The sequence below is a fragment of the Psychrobacter sp. 1Y6 genome, from assembly GCF_052258385.2.
GTDB lineage: Bacteria > Pseudomonadota > Gammaproteobacteria > Pseudomonadales > Moraxellaceae > Psychrobacter.
Window position 1 is genome coordinate 532,399 of record NZ_JBQQEW020000001.1, and the last position, 15,712, is coordinate 548,110.

Annotated in this window: 14 protein-coding genes; 7 read left to right on the forward strand and 7 right to left on the reverse strand. The window is 43.5% G+C overall.

Annotated elements, in window-relative coordinates:
- Nucleotides 1-57: 57 nt before the first annotated feature.
- The 5 genes from minE to yihG form a co-directional block, all read right to left on the reverse strand.
- Nucleotides 58-348, reverse strand: a complete 291-nt coding sequence (gene minE / locus ACTXGF_RS15850; protein WP_057762631.1) for a cell division topological specificity factor MinE — start codon at nucleotides 346-348, stop codon at nucleotides 58-60.
- Between the two features lie 2 nt (nucleotides 349-350).
- Complete coding sequence (minD, locus tag ACTXGF_RS15855) at nucleotides 351-1,163, reverse strand: septum site-determining protein MinD (RefSeq protein ID WP_057761560.1); 813 nt, start codon at nucleotides 1,161-1,163, stop codon at nucleotides 351-353.
- Between the two features lie 289 nt (nucleotides 1,164-1,452).
- Nucleotides 1,453-2,277 carry a septum site-determining protein MinC gene (gene minC, locus ACTXGF_RS15860; RefSeq protein WP_443535129.1) on the reverse strand — a complete coding sequence of 275 codons (825 nt, stop codon included), beginning with the start codon at nucleotides 2,275-2,277 and terminating at the stop codon, nucleotides 1,453-1,455.
- A 71-nt stretch (nucleotides 2,278-2,348) separates the two neighbouring features.
- Nucleotides 2,349-3,446: a hypothetical protein gene (locus tag ACTXGF_RS15865; RefSeq protein ID WP_443535127.1), complete on the reverse strand. Its 1,098-nt coding sequence runs from the start codon at nucleotides 3,444-3,446 to the stop codon at nucleotides 2,349-2,351.
- Between the two features lie 366 nt (nucleotides 3,447-3,812).
- A complete protein-coding gene (yihG, locus tag ACTXGF_RS15870; protein ID WP_443535125.1) occupies nucleotides 3,813-4,775 on the reverse strand; it encodes a 1-acylglycerol-3-phosphate O-acyltransferase, YihG family in 963 nt (320 codons plus the stop codon).
- A 404-nt stretch (nucleotides 4,776-5,179) separates the two neighbouring features.
- Here yihG and ACTXGF_RS15875 point away from each other — a divergent pair, with 404 nt between their 5' ends.
- The 7 genes from ACTXGF_RS15875 to ACTXGF_RS15905 all read left to right on the forward strand — a co-directional run bounded on the left by ACTXGF_RS15875 (nucleotide 5,180) and on the right by ACTXGF_RS15905 (nucleotide 14,001).
- Nucleotides 5,180-5,836 carry a YiaD family glycine zipper/OmpA-like lipoprotein gene (locus tag ACTXGF_RS15875; protein ID WP_057761553.1) on the forward strand — a complete coding sequence of 219 codons (657 nt, stop codon included), beginning with the start codon at nucleotides 5,180-5,182 and terminating at the stop codon, nucleotides 5,834-5,836.
- A 355-nt stretch (nucleotides 5,837-6,191) separates the two neighbouring features.
- Entirely contained in the window at nucleotides 6,192-7,652 is a 1,461-nt protein-coding gene (locus ACTXGF_RS15880) for an imelysin family protein (RefSeq protein ID WP_443535123.1), read from the forward strand.
- A gap of 306 nt (nucleotides 7,653-7,958) precedes the next feature.
- Nucleotides 7,959-9,623, forward strand: a complete 1,665-nt coding sequence (locus ACTXGF_RS15885) for a di-heme oxidoreductase family protein (RefSeq protein ID WP_443535121.1) — start codon at nucleotides 7,959-7,961, stop codon at nucleotides 9,621-9,623.
- Nucleotides 9,624-9,706: 83 nt separating this feature from the next.
- On the forward strand, nucleotides 9,707-10,858 hold the full coding sequence (locus ACTXGF_RS15890) for an imelysin family protein (RefSeq protein WP_443535119.1): 1,152 nt from the start codon (nucleotides 9,707-9,709) through the stop codon (nucleotides 10,856-10,858).
- Between the two features lie 3 nt (nucleotides 10,859-10,861).
- Complete coding sequence (locus ACTXGF_RS15895) at nucleotides 10,862-12,424, forward strand: DUF1513 domain-containing protein (protein ID WP_443535117.1); 1,563 nt, start codon at nucleotides 10,862-10,864, stop codon at nucleotides 12,422-12,424.
- 210 nt (nucleotides 12,425-12,634) lie between these two features.
- Complete coding sequence (locus tag ACTXGF_RS15900) at nucleotides 12,635-13,174, forward strand: M48 family metallopeptidase (protein WP_443535115.1); 540 nt, start codon at nucleotides 12,635-12,637, stop codon at nucleotides 13,172-13,174.
- Nucleotides 13,175-13,398: 224 nt separating this feature from the next.
- Nucleotides 13,399-14,001 (forward strand): methyltransferase domain-containing protein, encoded by a 603-nt coding sequence (locus ACTXGF_RS15905; RefSeq protein WP_443535113.1) that lies wholly within the window; start codon nucleotides 13,399-13,401, stop codon nucleotides 13,999-14,001.
- Here the strand turns inward: ACTXGF_RS15905 and ACTXGF_RS15910 are convergent.
- Both ACTXGF_RS15910 and ACTXGF_RS15915 read right to left on the reverse strand, forming a co-directional pair.
- The gene (locus tag ACTXGF_RS15910; protein ID WP_443535111.1) at nucleotides 13,979-14,650 is read right to left on the reverse strand and encodes an HD domain-containing protein; all 672 of its coding nucleotides are present in this window, start codon (nucleotides 14,648-14,650) and stop codon (nucleotides 13,979-13,981) included. The genes ACTXGF_RS15905 and ACTXGF_RS15910 overlap by 23 nt on opposite strands.
- Nucleotides 14,651-14,690: 40 nt before the next feature.
- On the reverse strand, nucleotides 14,691-15,602 hold the full coding sequence (locus ACTXGF_RS15915; RefSeq protein ID WP_057761536.1) for a hydrogen peroxide-inducible genes activator: 912 nt from the start codon (nucleotides 15,600-15,602) through the stop codon (nucleotides 14,691-14,693).
- Nucleotides 15,603-15,712 lie beyond the last annotated feature (110 nt).

Here is a 15,712-nt window from a genome sequence, read left to right on the forward strand (position 1 = left end):
AAGTATCAAACTTGGGGCTTTTTTTTATTCATTGTAGAAATACGTACTGTTAGAACGTTATTTTTTATGCTCAGGCAAATTAATATTCATCTCTAACACATCTAAGCTGTCTTCAGAACGATGGTTAATATTGACATCATCAATCTGCACACCGTTAACGTATTTGTTCACAACCTCTAAGATTTCACGTTTCATTTTTTCGATACGATCAACCGTTAAGCGATTGTTCAATCTGTTTTCGCTAGCAACGATAACTTTTAAACGCTCAGTTGCTAAATTTGCGCTACCTGCGTTACTGTTGTCGTCAGTACCAAATAGGCTACTCCAAAATCCTTTTTTCTTAGTCATCATTATCCTCCAAACCAGCGCTGTAATAGACTCTTTTTCTTCACGTCAATATGACGTAATGGACGCTCTTCACCCAAGAAACGGGCGACAATGTCTTCATAACATTGACCAGCAACAGAGTCGGTATAATGAATAACTGGTTCGCCATGGTTGGACGCTTCGAGCACTGAATGGCTCTCAGGAACAACCCCAAGTAGTGGAACTTTTAGGATATCATTTGAGATAGTATCAATATCCATCATCTCATTGGCAGCCGCACGTTCAGGATTATAACGAGTGATAATTAAATGCTCGCGAACAGTGCCTTGGTTCTCTTCTACTTTCTTCGTCTGACTTTGCAGAATACCGATGATTCTATCTGAGTCACGCACTGAAGAAATCTCAGGGTTAGTGACAATAATAGCTTCATCCGCATGATACATCGCTAGCTGTGCACCGCGCTCAATACCGGCAGGTGAGTCACAAATGATGTAGTCAAACTGCTTTGAGAGTTCAGCCATCACCTCTGATACCCCTTCGTCGGTCAATGCGTCTTTATCACGCGTCTGACTGGCTGGCAGGATATATAGGTTTTCAAGCTGTTTGTCTTTGACAAGTGCTTGCGACAAGCGCGCGTTTCCAGTGATGACATCTACGAAGTCATAAACAATTCTGTTTTCGCAACCCATGATTAAGTCTAGATTACGTAGACCTACATCAAAGTCGATAACAACTGTTTTATAGCCACGTAACGCCAAACCAGCGGCAAAAGAAGCACTTGTCGTGGTTTTACCCACACCGCCTTTACCTGAAGTGATTACAACTATCTTCGCCACAATGGCACACTCCTATGAATCAATGGGATATCTTTTATATAAATAGCAAAATTACATGTTATTTACCTAACATATATACACTATCTTCGAAGCTAGCCTAGCATAAATAAACAAAAATTTATAGCAGGTCGATACTAAAGCAGAAAAACAACCTATGTATCGCTCCATTAGCCTCTTTGCGTGGTATTGGTAGGGTCATAAATATGGTTTTTGGCTTGTCGAATAGAGCAGCTTAACTACCTTAGTTTTCTATAAAGTCACTTCACGGTGTATTATTTTTAATGGCGTCTTAAGCTTCATCCATCACGGTAAATACTAAGCCTTCGCCTTCTACAAATTTTACTTGCACTGACTTGTCGATAACATGCTCAGGTAAGTTATCTCGCAAGCAGTAAGTTCCTGCTACTGATACCAATGACGGATTAAAGACTTGGCAGAATATACGGGCATCTTTATCCCCTGTTGCGCCTGCTACCAAACGCCCTTGTGCACGGCCATATACATGTAAGCTATTGTCAGTAATCGCTTCAGCGCCGCTATTGATACTACTGGTCAAAATTAAGTCGCCGCCAACATGATTGAGGCTTTGTCCTGAACGCAGCATTTGATCATAGATTAAGCTAGTAATATGCTGAGTGCTTACCAATGTCTCGGTTGGCAGACTAGATAGTGTGGTTTCAGTGGCAGGTTCGCTCGTGGTAGAAGCATTATCGACGTTGTTAGCACTAACTGCTTCAGCGTTGTCATTCTCTGCTGATAGTTGGGTAGGGATAGAGGCTTTTTTACTTGGTAATATACGTTCAATACGCTTACCATCTGCTGGAAATATCGCTAAGCGCTGCTCACGTGCTTGCGCATCAAGCATACCTGTCACCACGCCAATAGGCTGCAATCCCCATGCCCATAACAGCTCTACTAGTGCTGATAAATCCTGCTCAACGTCACTATCAATAAGGATAGGGATATTGCTCGATTTATTACTGAGCGTTTCAGTTAGCTGAGCTTCTATAGCTGCTAGATCGCTTGTACTAAACTGTACGCGTGAAAACGTCAGCATCTTGCCGTAGAAAGCTAGCGCTGGTGCAGTCTGGTTATCGTTAGCTGAAACTGTCATATACAAACCCTTAAAAATAATTCTGTCACGGTATTATGTCTCTTATTACATCATGCTATTAGATAGCTAAACTATAGATTTAGCATATCTTGGTGTTTCCATTGCTGCACTTTTACTTGCGCTTCAAACGCAGTCAAACTGTCATCAATGATACTAGAAATTAAAGTATCTAGCGCTGTATTATTGGTATCTATTTGCGCAATACTGCTAGCAATTTCCATCATTAATATATCCAAGCGCTTAGGGTCTAAAAGTCGCTTGTTTAATGCATTTACGACGTTCTCACCGATATTGTGCCCGACGTGATGTAGCTGTGATTCAATCAGGCTGCCCGCAATAGGTATCATGCGTAGATAGCGGCGCAACTCAGGTGTATTGGCCAACCCTTCTTCAATAGCATTGCCCATTTCGCTCGCCAATATACTGCCACCACCTGATGAGGCAGTCAGTTTCTGCAGCTTCGGTGCAAGCTCTGTACGCAGCACCGATAGTACGGCCGCTTCAATTTCATTTCGATTTTTTGCAATCGTCGACTCGATGAATGATTTATGCGTGTCTGAACTGGTTAGCTCTTGTCGAAAGTTTTGTATCGCTGTCAAAATAACGCGATCGGAGAGCTCTTCTAACAGTAGGTCAATGTAGAACTTGATTCGGTTGATCCACGTCTGCGGCAGTACTTGATAGCCAAGCTGATATAGACGTCGTCCAATAACGACCGCTCGCAGCAGTCGCAAAGCACGTAGCTGCGGAAAACAGCCTAATACTTCATACCAATGAACAAAGGGAAAAAAGAACCAGCGATAATAGACTTTTTGTTTGATGGCAATTGCCCAGCGCAATAGCAACTCAATGATCAAAAAGATAGTAAAAAACCCTCCAGCATTGCGTAGAGGATCATGTAGAGTGCTCTGATACCAATTGAGCGCTTCACTGATGGTTAGCCATTCTGCAGCATTACTACTAAAATTGCTCATCAAAATAGCATCGATACTGATCAATAGCAGATCAATACTGATCGCAATAACCATGACAATATCGTAAGTGAGCTTAAAGCGACTCGGCTTTGGATGGTTAGGTTTTGGTGGCTCATCACTTATTGGATAAGGAGGCTGACTCAAAATAGATTCGGTAGCTAACGGCGAGCTAGTAGTAGAGGTGGGCACAGTCATACCTTATAAGTAATAAGTGGCACAAAAAATGGGTCAGAAATCGATATTTACTACCAATTACTATGAAAGTAGACATCGAAACTCTATGAGTTCATGTTTAGTCACATTATCAATGAATAAGGCTAAAACACAACCCATCTTTGATTAAAATTTACTTATGATGCATGGCTGTTTTAAGAGTAAGCATCATAAGTAAGATATGACTATTGTGACACTCGTACCCGTAGCTTTGTTCCTCAATAACTTTTCAACTCGTGCTCGATATTTATTACATCGACATTTACTACTTAGTACGCTTGCATAGACTGTGCTTGGTATTTGATAAAATTTAACGCTCAGCCAGTTTAGTATTACTGAGCATCCTCATTAGGCATCTTGCATTTTAGGGTTGGTTTCAAAGTCTGCCAACATAGTGCTAATACGTTCATCTTTTTGACGCCACACTTGTTCAACCCAGTCGAACATTTGAGCTTTTGTGTCTTCATCATTTTCGTAGCCACCTTGCTTGATACTTTCGAACAACGTATCTGGTATATCGATGTAGCGCAAATCAACGCCCAAGCGTTTGATATTACCTTTCCAAAGATCGCCGTAGCTTGGCACACCATCAGGATATACGATGGTCATGTCTAATATGCCATCGATATCTTCACCTAATGCACTGATAGCCAATGATAATCCGCCTGCACGAGGTTTCAATAAGTGCTTATAAGGCGATTTTTGCTGAGCTTGTTTGGCTTTGGTAAAACGAGTACCTTCCAAATAATTTAATAAGGTAAAAGGTTTGTCTTTTAGTAGGGCGCAGGCACGTTTGGCTTCTTCGATGTCTTTGCCTTTTAACGCAGGGTTTTTGGCAATGGCTTCTTTTGAGTGTCGGCGCATCATTGGAAAATCTAAAAAGTAAAAAGCTTGACCAACGATAGGGATGTAAATCAGCTCAAACTTGGTAAAAAATCGCGTGAGTGGCAAGCGTTTTTCGCCAATATACTGCACGATGCTGGTATCGACCCATGATTGGTGATTGCTCACTAGCAGGTATTTACCATTGGTATGAATATCGTCGGGTAAGTTGATACGCCAATCTTTGCGAGGCAACATGTTATCGATCAAGGCACTGTTGCTACTGATCCAGTGAGTAGCAATTTTGATGACGGCTTTATCTGCAATAGAAGCGCCAGTAATGACTTTACCAACGCCCATTAGCCATAAAGGAATACTACCACCGAAGCTATTGGCGGCGATGACACCAGTGGCTGTTGCCAGCGACACAGCTTTACCCAATGTAGGCGAACGTTTATGCATTTTTCGAATGGTAGATGTCAATCGCATGCTCAATCCTTTTCAGTCTATCTGATTAATAATAAGCTGTATGTCGCTGAATTTATCGTAGCTAGGCTTTCAATAGCCAATATTTGATAGCCAAGTTATTTCGAAAGCACAATAATGTTAACTATTTATGACTATTTAAAGCCGACAAACTCAGCAATATAATTTTAGCAGAAACATGTTGTAGTGTACGGTTGTAAACGTGACTAGTGGTAGCAAGGCGCGAAGATTTGACCTATAAAATCATTGAAGTATAACCTGCACTTCTCATACATAGGCATGACAAAATATTACACAGAGATAGGTTGTAGTTGCCATAATAATGGGGAATGTAGATAAGTACTTAAAAAAGATTAATGGACAATCTTTATAAAAAGCACGATTTTTTAAACTTAAGAGGAAATATTATGCGTAATACTTTAATGATTGCAGCAGTAGCATCAGGTTTAGCACTTAGTGGTTGTACAACAGATCCAAACACTGGACAACAGCGTCTAAACAAAGCTGCTCTAGGTGGTCTAGTTGGTGCAGCAGGTGGTGCAACTATTTCAAAAGCAACAGGCGGCGACAAAACTGGTCGTGATGCAGCTATCGGCGCAGCACTAGGTGCAGGCGTTGGTTACTACATGGAGCGTCAAGCTCGTCAGCTTGAGCAGCAAATGGCTGGTACAGGCGTAACTGTTGAGCAAAATCCAACTACTGGTAACATTGATTTGGTTATGCCAGGTAGCATCACGTTCTCATTTGATGATGCAACCCTTAGCTCATCATTCAAGCCAACGCTTGATAAGCTTGCTTCAACAATGAACCAGTACAACCAAAACACAATCACTATCGCTGGCCACACTGATAGCAAAGGTTCTGCATCTTATAACATGGGTCTGTCACGTGATCGTGCTTACTCAGTTGCTAACTACTTAACAGCTCGCGGTGTTGCTTCAAACCGTGTAAACGTTGTTGCTTACGGTGAGTCACGTCCAATCGCAGACAACAACACTGAATATGGCCGTGGTCAAAACCGCCGTGTTGAGCTAACAGTTAACGCACCACAGAGCGTAAACTAATCAATAGCTATAACTAATAAATAGCTATATAGCTATTAAGTATGTGCTAGATATTTGAGCACATATATTTTAAAAAGAGTCAGCAATATGCTGGCTCTTTTTTTGTGTTTTCAGTTTGAATAAAACAGTGATGATTGATAGATATAGTTAATATTAAATTAAATATTGATAATGATTATCAATAACACTATAATTTGTCAGTGTTTGCTATCAATGCAATATTAAACGTCTTATCGTGCGCACTGAGAGTCAATGTGCATGGCTAAGATAGCCTGCTGTAACATGGCTTGATTATCAAAATAATTGAGGCTACTTAACCAAAACGAATTTTTTGCTATATTTCTTGAGGATATGTATGACGATTACCACAGTAACGAGCCGTAAGCTTTTACCAACTACTTTAGCTGTTGCACTTGCAGGATTGTTAATGGTGTCGGGCTGTACAAAGCAAGCCGATGAAGACACCAATGCTGCGACAGAAACGCAAACAGAAGTAGCAAACACAGAGACAGCGGATAATTCAGAGATGACTGCTGCCGAAAAAGCACATATTGATAGATTGATTATCAGTTATGCAAATATGGCACACGCCGCTTATAAAGATTCGTTGGAAACGGCTAAAACACTACAAACTGCGGTAGAAACTTACGTAGCCACTCCAACACAAAAAAACCTTGATGCTGCAAAAGCTGCCTATAAAGCAGCACGTCAACCATATTCACAAACTGAGATTTTCCGTTTTGATGAAGGCTTTGTGACTGCCAATGATAAACGTGCTATCAACAGTATTGATAGCTGGGAAGGGCAGATCAATGCTTGGCCACTTGATGAAGCATTAATTGATTATGTCGGTGACGACTACGAAGGCGAATATAACAGCCAAGAGAACATTATCAATAGCGACAGCATTACTGTCGGTAGTATCAAGCAAGATACCAGTACAATCACACCTGAGCTACTCGCAGAAATGAATGAAATCGGTGGTAGTGAAGCCAATGTAACGACTGGCTATCATGCGATTGAGTTTATGCTATGGGGTCAAGACAACAATGGCGTAAAAGAAGGCGCAGGTAATCGCCCAGTCACTGACTATGCGACTGAAGCCGGACAGTGTACTAGTGGTGAGACCGTCAATGAAGATACCAGTATCTGTGAGCGCCGCGGGGAATTCTTAACTGCTGCAACTCAACTATTGGTTGATGATCTGACCGCGATGGAAGCCCAGTGGCAGCCTGACACTGAGAATACCTTGCGTAGTGATTTGATAGCGCGTAAATATGATAATGGTCTGCGCCAAATTATGTATCAAATGGGCAGCCTAGCATTAGGTGAGCTTGCGTCTGAGCGTATGCAGGTCGCTTTTGTTACTGGTTCTACCGAAGATGAGCACGAATGCTTTAGTGATTTGACTCATTTAAGCTATGCCAATAATGCGCGCGGTATCCAAAACGTCTTTAATGGTAGCTATACAACAGTCGCTGGTAAGACAGTGGGCGGCTACGGTATCAAAGATTATCTGACGGATAACGGACATACAGAAGCTGCTGATAAATTGGCTGCTGAGTTCAACAAAGTAGAAGGCGCGTTCAACGTTATCGTTGAAAAAGGCGAAAAAGACGGCATCAAGATTGACCAGATGATTGCAACTGTCGGTCAAGCTAGCCAAGAAGGTATCTCTGCTGAAGAACAAAACGTCCGTCGTGGATGGGTTGAAGCGGGCATCACTAGCTTACAAGAGCTCACAGCCAGTATCGAGAACGCTGCAAAAGCAGTTGGAATCGATAATCTAGACGCAGATGCAGGGTCACAGTTTTAAGAAAAATTTAAGCTAGCGGCCCTTATCTATAAGCTAGCGGCGCTTATTTAAAAGCCTTTCATTGGCTTTGCGACGTTTTATTAGTCGTTATAGGTCAGTAGCCGCTGTTTATTAGATACTTAGATTAGATATAATACGTGCGTTGTCAGCCACCGTTGGCAACGCATTTTTACGAGCATTAAATGAGCCAATTGGCTGGTGTACCGTCTCATTATATGTCGATAAGCAATGATTGTGACGACATATAATGAAATGGTATGACAAAATTTTCATGGTTCTACTCTAGCGCTAAGGCAATTAATTTCTATGAACGCCAATTATGTTAACCCCTCTGATTCTCCTCTTGCTACTCAAATCCTACGACATATACCTTCTAAGCTTGCGCTAATTATCGCCAGTGCAATGGCTATCAGTGCGTGTCAACCATCTGATAGCGTTTCTGACGATACTTCTGACGATGTTACTGATGATACTTCAGAGCAGGCCTCAAGTAATCAAAGCAGCCAATCGCTGTCGTCCGAACACGTCAAAAATATAGAAACACTAGCAGGCGTGCCAATGCAGCAACTGGTAAGCTTTGACCCACAAGAGATCAAGCAGGGCGGTGATTCTGGTATTAGCATTAGCAGTGCTGAGAGCTACTCGAAGCCTTCATCAAACCTAGCAGCTTCTCGAAAAGGATCGTTCTTTATTGGTAACGCGTTCTTTAAGCAGCCATGGGTCGTTGCTCCTGCTAGTACTGATAGTCGTGATGGACTGGGCGCATTATTTAATGTGGCCGCTTGCCAGTCTTGTCATGTCAAAGATGGGCGCGGTCATGCGCCGATGACTGCCGATGACGATGCTGATAGTTTGTTAATTCGTCTGTCTATGCCAGCGACGACCGATGAGCAACGCCAGCAGCTACAGGATTCGCTGATTGAAAAGGTGGCTCATCCTATGTATGGTGGCCAGCTACAAGATCGCGGTATTCAGGGCGTGCCTGCTGAAGCAAGAATCGCAGTGCAGTGGACAGACAAACCAGTTACCTTTGCTGACGGATATGTTGAGACACTACGTGCGCCAACGTTTAATTTGACTAAACCTGGTTACGGCGCTTTTGACGATGACATGATGGTATCACCCCGTGTGGCGCTACCAATGATTGGGCTTGGGCTACTAGAGCAAATACCTGACGATGACATTAAAAAACAAGCCAGCGACAGTAGCAATGGTGATATCAGTGGTAAATTTAACTGGGTCATGGATCCACAAACGGGCAAGCGTGCACTTGGACGATTTGGGTGGAAAGCGGGTCAAACCAAACTTATTACTCAGAACCAAAGTGCCTTTAACGAAGACATGGGTCTGACGTCGAACATCCGTCCGAACGAATCCTGTATGCCAACGCAGACCGCTTGTCTAAATGCAGCGACAGGTGCTGATGAGCAGGGCAATGGTAAATCACCTGTGGAAGTAAACGATGAGGTCGCGAAATTTGTAGAGTTTTATACTCGCAATTTAGCAGTGCCGCATCGCCGTAATGCAGATGATAAGCTTGTGCTGGCTGGCAAAAAGCGTTTTTATGATATGGGTTGTCAAAGTTGTCATACGCCAAGATATCAGTTGCCAAAAACCGACGATGATCATCTTGAGCAGCATGGCCAAGTGATTTATCCTTACACAGATTTGCTGTTGCACGATATGGGCGATGATCTCGCTGATCGTACGATTGCTGGTAAGCTACCACCGAAAAGTGCCCAAGTTGAGTTTTTAGCCAATTCTTATGAGTGGCGTACGCCAGCACTTTGGGGCGTAGGACTTGCACAAACGGTTGATCCTCAAGCAACGTTTTTACATGATGGCCGTGCCCGTACGTTGATGGAAGCGGTTTTGTGGCATGGCGGAGAAGCCGAAAAGCAAAAGCAACAAGTATTGAAGTTGGACAAACAAGGTCGCGCAGAGCTTAATGCGTTCCTAAAGTCGCTATAATAAAATTACTGTAATAAAGTCGCTATTATAAAGTCAGCATAAAAACGCTATAAATTACTACCTATAACATTACCGAGAAACCTATGAAAATAAACCACGCTTTGGCAATGGCGCTATCTGCATTGAGTGCTGGACTGCTGATCAGTTGTGTCAAACCTGCCGATGACAACAAAGCTGCAGATGTAGACAGCCAAAAAGTTGTGCAAGACAGTACAGCTACCGACAGCTCAGTAGAAAACAGCGAAGAAATTACTGAGCAAATCGTTGCAGTAGATATCAGCCCTGAGACTGCAAAAACGTACTTGACGCATGTGGCAGACGATATCGTGATTCCTGCGTATGCTGATGCAGCCAAGCAAAGCGATCTATTGAACGAATTGGCGCAGAAGCATTGTACCCAAGCACCCGTAAGTGGCGATGAGCTACAAGCATTACGTGCACAGTGGCTAGTGTTGGCACAAGCATGGTCAAGTGCTGAGATGGTCAACTTTGGTCCTGCGACTGCTAGTATGAGCAATCTATACATTAACTACTATCCTGACGAGCGCGGACTCGTACACAGTGGCGTGGCTGATTTAATCGCTGCCAATCCAAAACTAACGCCAGAGCAGCTTGCTGGTGAGAGTGCTATCGTACAAGGTGTGCCAGGGTTGGAAGAGGCTTTGTTTGCTAATGAAAGTCTAGACGCTAGTCAGTGTGCTTATGTGATTAGCGCCAGTAGTGCGTTGAGCACGCGTCTAAAAGACATCGAGAAAAACTGGCAGCAAAATGCGACTGATCTATTGGCGATAGACAAAACAGCAGAAAGCGATAGAGGCCTAAATCAGTGGATTAATTCTCTACTATCATTGATTGAGACCATGAAATCTAACGCCATTGATCAGCCACTCGGTCTGACAGGTAAGGCAAAAGGCCATTTGCCTGCTGCTACTGCTGGTCAAAGCCGCGCTATCATCAATGCTAAGTTAGATACGATTAATAAAGCCATGACTGACCCAGTATTGACGGCTATTCTTGGTAGCAATGATGAAAACAAAGTTTCAGATAATCTATCGACCGCATTGGCTGACACAACCGCATTATTGGCGCAAATGCCAGAAGATTTGTCAAAAGCGAATAAGGACGATCAACAAGCGTTATACGATCATCTGACTGATGTCACTCGTCTGATTAAACGTCAGTTAATCCCAGCACTTGGTATCCGTGTGGGTTTTAACAGCACTGATGGCGATTAGACAATGTCTACTATCGAAGCGAGTACAGCAGTGTCAACAGCCCAGACTCATGACCAGATGAACAGGTCTAATCGGTCTGGGAGAACTTCGTCAGCTCATGAGCTTTTGGCGACTTCAGTGTTGACAGCAGTTGGCACGGCGGCGTTGGTCGGTATTCATCATCGTCATCGTAAGCAGCAGCATCCAGATGCCAGTTTACAAGATTATGTAGATGGTATTCGTACGCAGTTGCAAGCATTAAGTGCGGCACCTGTTTCAACGCCGAAGCTTTCGCGCTTACGTTATGCTTGCGAGCAAGCAGCGGCAACATGGAAGCAGGCTTATCATGCTATAGGTGATGATAAAAGTAACACGCCTGACTTTGCTGCTGTGCATACGACAACGATGCTGGCGCGACCAGTCAGCTGGGTCAGTGGTGTCGCATCACTGCCAAAAGATCATGCCACATCAAGCCAAAATGAGCATGACTTTGGCGTAGTAGGTATTGATGCTGACAGACAAATTGTTTGGCAGACGACTATGCCTGAGCGCGTCCATGACATCGTTGTTCAGCCTCTGCCTATCAATGTATCTGAAGCTCAAACTCAGCATAGCAATGTGGATCAAGGACGTGATGTCGTCGTCATGGGTCGTCGTCCAAGCGAAAGATTCTGGGTGCTTAATACGTCAAATGGGCAAGTACAACATGCGTTTACAGCCGATGTAGACCGTCACTTTTATGGTCATGCTTGTTATAGCTTAGATGGCAGCTTGCTCTACGTAACTGAGAATGACACGGTGAGTTTGGCAGGCAAAATTGGTATCTATGATGCCCATGATGCTTATCAAAAAGTAGCAGAGTTTGATTCATATGGTATCGGCCCGCATGAACTGATTATGCATCCTGATAGCGAAACGCTCGTCATTGCAAATGGTGGTATCAAAACCGAGCAGGCCTCACGCGAAGAGCTAAATCTAGATACCATGCGACCATCACTGGTTTATCTGAATCGTCATGATGGCACATTGCTTGAGCAAGTGACTCCAGAGCATAATCAGATGAGTGTGCGCCACTTAGCTATGCACGATGACGGCACAGTGATGATCGGTATTCAGTTCCAAGGTGAAAAACATATCAATGTACCGTTAGTGCTGACTCATAAACGTGGTGACGCCAGCTTTACACCACTCACTATGCCAAACAATCAATGGCAACGTTTCCACCAATATATCGCTAGCGTGGCGGTGGATAGTAAGCGCAACTTACTGTGTGTGACCACGCCGATTGGTGGCTGTGCGGCAATTTATGATTTACATACTCGCAAGCTAATTGATGATGTAAGCTTGCCAGATTGTGCAGGGGCTTCAGTTTTAGCCAATTCTAGTGCTTCAATGAGTAAAATTGATAAACATACTGAGCCGACAGGATTTATTGTCAGTGACGGTCAAGGTCAGTTAACCACGTTAAGAGTAAATGCTTTACCAAAGGTAACACTGGAGGCAAATGATGCTGAACACTCTGAGCGTATTATCAAAGACAATCAACTGCATATGATGTCGTTTGACAACCATTTGCAAGCACTGTGATCCATGACGCTCAACAAGAGCGACAGACGAACAGGCATGGTGATTAATAATGACTATTACTAGAACAGTAGTAATAGTCAGCCAAGGAGGTAGAGCATTAGCTTAGACACCAATTTAGATACTGTCAGACAGCAGCTTGCACAGGCAGGCATCGAGCTACATATCAGTCAAAAGCGTGTTAAAAATATCAATTTTCGCTTAAAGCCTTATATGTTGATGGTCTCTGCACCGATGCATGTCAGAGCACCACAAATGTTGCATGCTGTGGCTAAGCGGGTGCCGTGGGCTATTGCAAATCACCCGCAAGTATTAGAGCAATACAAACGTAGACAGAGCAGGTCGTCAGACTTTCCAACTGCTAATAACTCAGTTCTATTATGGGGTGCAGAGCAATCATTTACGCTCAGTCCTGATGAAAAAATCACCTACTATCGGCAACAACTCTCCGAAGTCGCACCTGCACTATTTGATAAGTGGCAGCCAATCGTTGGCGCTTATGCCAATGAAATACGTTTGAAAAAAATGCACACGCGTTGGGGCAGCTGCAACACGCGCGCAAAACGAATTTGGCTGTCGGTTTATCTTCCTGCCTATCCTATCGAATGCACCGAATACGTAATTGTTCATGAGCTGTGCCACTTGCATCATGCCAACCATAGCCGAGCGTTTTGGCAAACCGTTGCCACAGCGATGCCAGATTACCAGCAATGGCATAATATCCTAGCGGGCAAGACAGGACAGCTGGACTAAACCTATCATCTAACTATCTACCCATATAAATAGCCCTAGTAAGCACCTCGATATCATCTATGTAACTTTCATTATGCAAAGTCACCTTACCCTATTTCCGTCATCATTTTTAAAATAAGGACACGCCTTTAAAATAGGGACATGCCTGAACAAGCCTGATATGATAAGGAATAACGGTACAAATCGTTTCGTTTAATCAGCAGGTTTATATACAGGGATGTCATATGAAAAACGTCAACCAAGCGGAGTTTTGGCAGCAGCGTTATGAGAAGAACAGCATCGGTTGGGATATGGGGCAGGTATCGCCACCGCTAAAAGCTTATATTGACCAGTTACCTGAGAGTGCGAAAGGTCAAGCGATATTAGTGCCAGGTGCAGGTAACGCCTATGAAGTGGGTTATTTATATGAGCAAGGTTTTACCAATGTCACGCTGGTTGACTTTGCCCCTGCACCGATTGAAGCGTTTGCAGAGCGCTATCCTGATTTTCCATCTGAATATCTGATCTGTGCGGACTTTTTTAGTTTGTCAGCTGAGCAGTGTCAATTTGATTGGATACTTGAGCAGACGTTTTTTTGTGCGATCAATCCATCGCGACGTGATGAATACGTGCAACAGATGGCAATGCTGTTAAAGCCACAAGGTAAACTGGTTGGGTTGTTGTTTGACACGGATTTTGGACGCCAAGAGCCACCATTCGGCGGCAGCAAGGAAGAGTACCAACAGCGTTTTCAAAGTCACTTTGATATCGATATTATGGAGCCCAGCTATAATTCACATCCAGCACGGCAGGGTAGTGAGCTATTTATAAAGCTGCGAGCGAAGTAAGCTCGCGCTTGATATTATCTCGAGCTTGCGTTTCTAACTGATTATAGTAATGGTCAGTCAGATAGAGTTTGGGATGCGCTAGTAATCCTTGTAACACTGCAGTGCGCCCATCACGGTAGGTATCATCTGCGACATGCTTATATTCTTGACGTATTGCCTTTGCATACTGTTTGTAGGTAGGCCAAGGCGCACCTAAGATACTCAAATCCATATCTAACAGATACGCAGCATCGTTGTATTTGTCACTGTCTACCAAAGTATCTATCTGATGATTAGCCGTCATCATAATGAGAGCGTGGATCTGTCGGCATTGCTTTTGATTGAGATAAGGCCTCAAAGCATCCATCGCAAATTCTGCACTTTTTAGCTCGTTATCGGAGCGTGTTGGGTCGTATATCACATCATGATAGTACAGTGCCAATGCAATGATATGCGGCTCAGACAGATGGTGTTTAGTGCTTTCAAACTCTACCAATAGCTGCTTAATATGATTGAGTGTATGATAAGCACGTTGTGGTTCGCCATAGCGCGTTACGATATCTTGCCAAAGCCTATCTATTTGCTTTGGCGAGATATCGCTGGTCATAGCTGACAAGTACTTTGCACAGCACTTGCCAAGCTCATCATGCTTATTTGAGACAGTTTTCATATGTCATTTTTTCACTATGACCGTGGTAAAAATGGTTTGATTATTCTTTATTAGCTACCGCATCTTTAAATGCTTTGTTGAATACATCTCCAAGCAAGCTAACATCATCGACACGCGCATAGTTCAAACGGGTGACAAAGGCAATATGGCGATGCGGCCCGTCTTCAGCCAATGGTATGGCGACGGCATTTTGGTTTTGCAGGTGTAGCTGATCGAGTGCCATTTCAGGCACTAGCGTTGTGCCCATATTGGCAAGTGCCATTTGAATCAAAGTATTTAAACTGGCATCTGAGAAGCTTGATTTCATTTGTGCACGGTCGAAATGACAGACAGACAGGGTCTGATCGGTTAGGCAGTGTCCTTCGCCAAGTAACATGAGGTTGGCAGTCGCCAGTTCATCAGCATTGATGGTATCAAGCTTGGCATGTATGTCATCTTTTGGAAATACAGCGAAGAAGTCTTCACTCCAGAACTCAAAACTGTGTAGCCCATCTACCGCATACGGTAGTGCAATGATAGCCGTATCGATATGACCGTAGCGTACTTGCTCAAGCAGACGCTCTGTCTGTTGTTCGACGATGGTCATACGGAACTCTGGATATTGTGCACGCAGCGCAGGCAGTACTTTTGGCAGCAAATAAGGCGCAATCGTCGGAATGATACCGACAGTCATAGGATAGGCGAGCGGCGTCTGATGACTATGGGCACGTGTGGTCAAATCGCTTACCTCAGAAAACACTCGCTGCGCACGCGTGAGGATGTCTTGACCGATAGGGGTAATCAATACCTGCTTATTATTACGTTCAAAAATCTGAGTATCTAGTTGTTTTTCTAACTCTGCGATACCCAAACTCAGTGCAGACTGCGAGATATTGCAATCTTCAGCCGCACGTTTAAAATGACGATGTTTAGCCACGGCTAGGGCAAACTCAAGTTGTCGTAAAGTAATCATAAAACCTCTCTATTAGTGGGTTTTTAATGCAATTTATTATGTTTGGTCAACCTTTATAAGGTAGCAAATTACCAATTAAGCACCAATGATAAAATGTAGAGATAATAGTT

Bases quoted from the DNA above. Each gene is read 5' to 3' on its own strand.
- minE (WP_057762631.1), bottom strand. From the start codon at position 348: ATGACTAAGAAAAAAGGATTTTGGAGTAGCCTATTTGGTACTGACGAC.
- minC (WP_443535129.1), bottom strand. From the start codon at position 2,277: ATGACAGTTTCAGCTAACGATAACCAGACTGCACCAGCGCTAGCTTTC.
- ACTXGF_RS15865 (WP_443535127.1), bottom strand. From the start codon at position 3,446: ATGACTGTGCCCACCTCTACTACTAGCTCGCCGTTAGCTACCGAATCT.
- yihG (WP_443535125.1), bottom strand. From the start codon at position 4,775: ATGCGATTGACATCTACCATTCGAAAAATGCATAAACGTTCGCCTACA.
- ACTXGF_RS15875 (WP_057761553.1), top strand. From the start codon at position 5,180: ATGCGTAATACTTTAATGATTGCAGCAGTAGCATCAGGTTTAGCACTT.
- ACTXGF_RS15880 (WP_443535123.1), top strand. From the start codon at position 6,192: ATGACGATTACCACAGTAACGAGCCGTAAGCTTTTACCAACTACTTTA.
- ACTXGF_RS15885 (WP_443535121.1), top strand. From the start codon at position 7,959: ATGAACGCCAATTATGTTAACCCCTCTGATTCTCCTCTTGCTACTCAA.
- ACTXGF_RS15890 (WP_443535119.1), top strand. From the start codon at position 9,707: ATGAAAATAAACCACGCTTTGGCAATGGCGCTATCTGCATTGAGTGCT.
- ACTXGF_RS15895 (WP_443535117.1), top strand. From the start codon at position 10,862: ATGTCTACTATCGAAGCGAGTACAGCAGTGTCAACAGCCCAGACTCAT.
- ACTXGF_RS15900 (WP_443535115.1), top strand. From the start codon at position 12,635: ATGTTGATGGTCTCTGCACCGATGCATGTCAGAGCACCACAAATGTTG.
- ACTXGF_RS15905 (WP_443535113.1), top strand. From the start codon at position 13,399: ATGAAAAACGTCAACCAAGCGGAGTTTTGGCAGCAGCGTTATGAGAAG.
- ACTXGF_RS15910 (WP_443535111.1), bottom strand. From the start codon at position 14,650: ATGAAAACTGTCTCAAATAAGCATGATGAGCTTGGCAAGTGCTGTGCA.
- ACTXGF_RS15915 (WP_057761536.1), bottom strand. From the start codon at position 15,602: ATGATTACTTTACGACAACTTGAGTTTGCCCTAGCCGTGGCTAAACAT.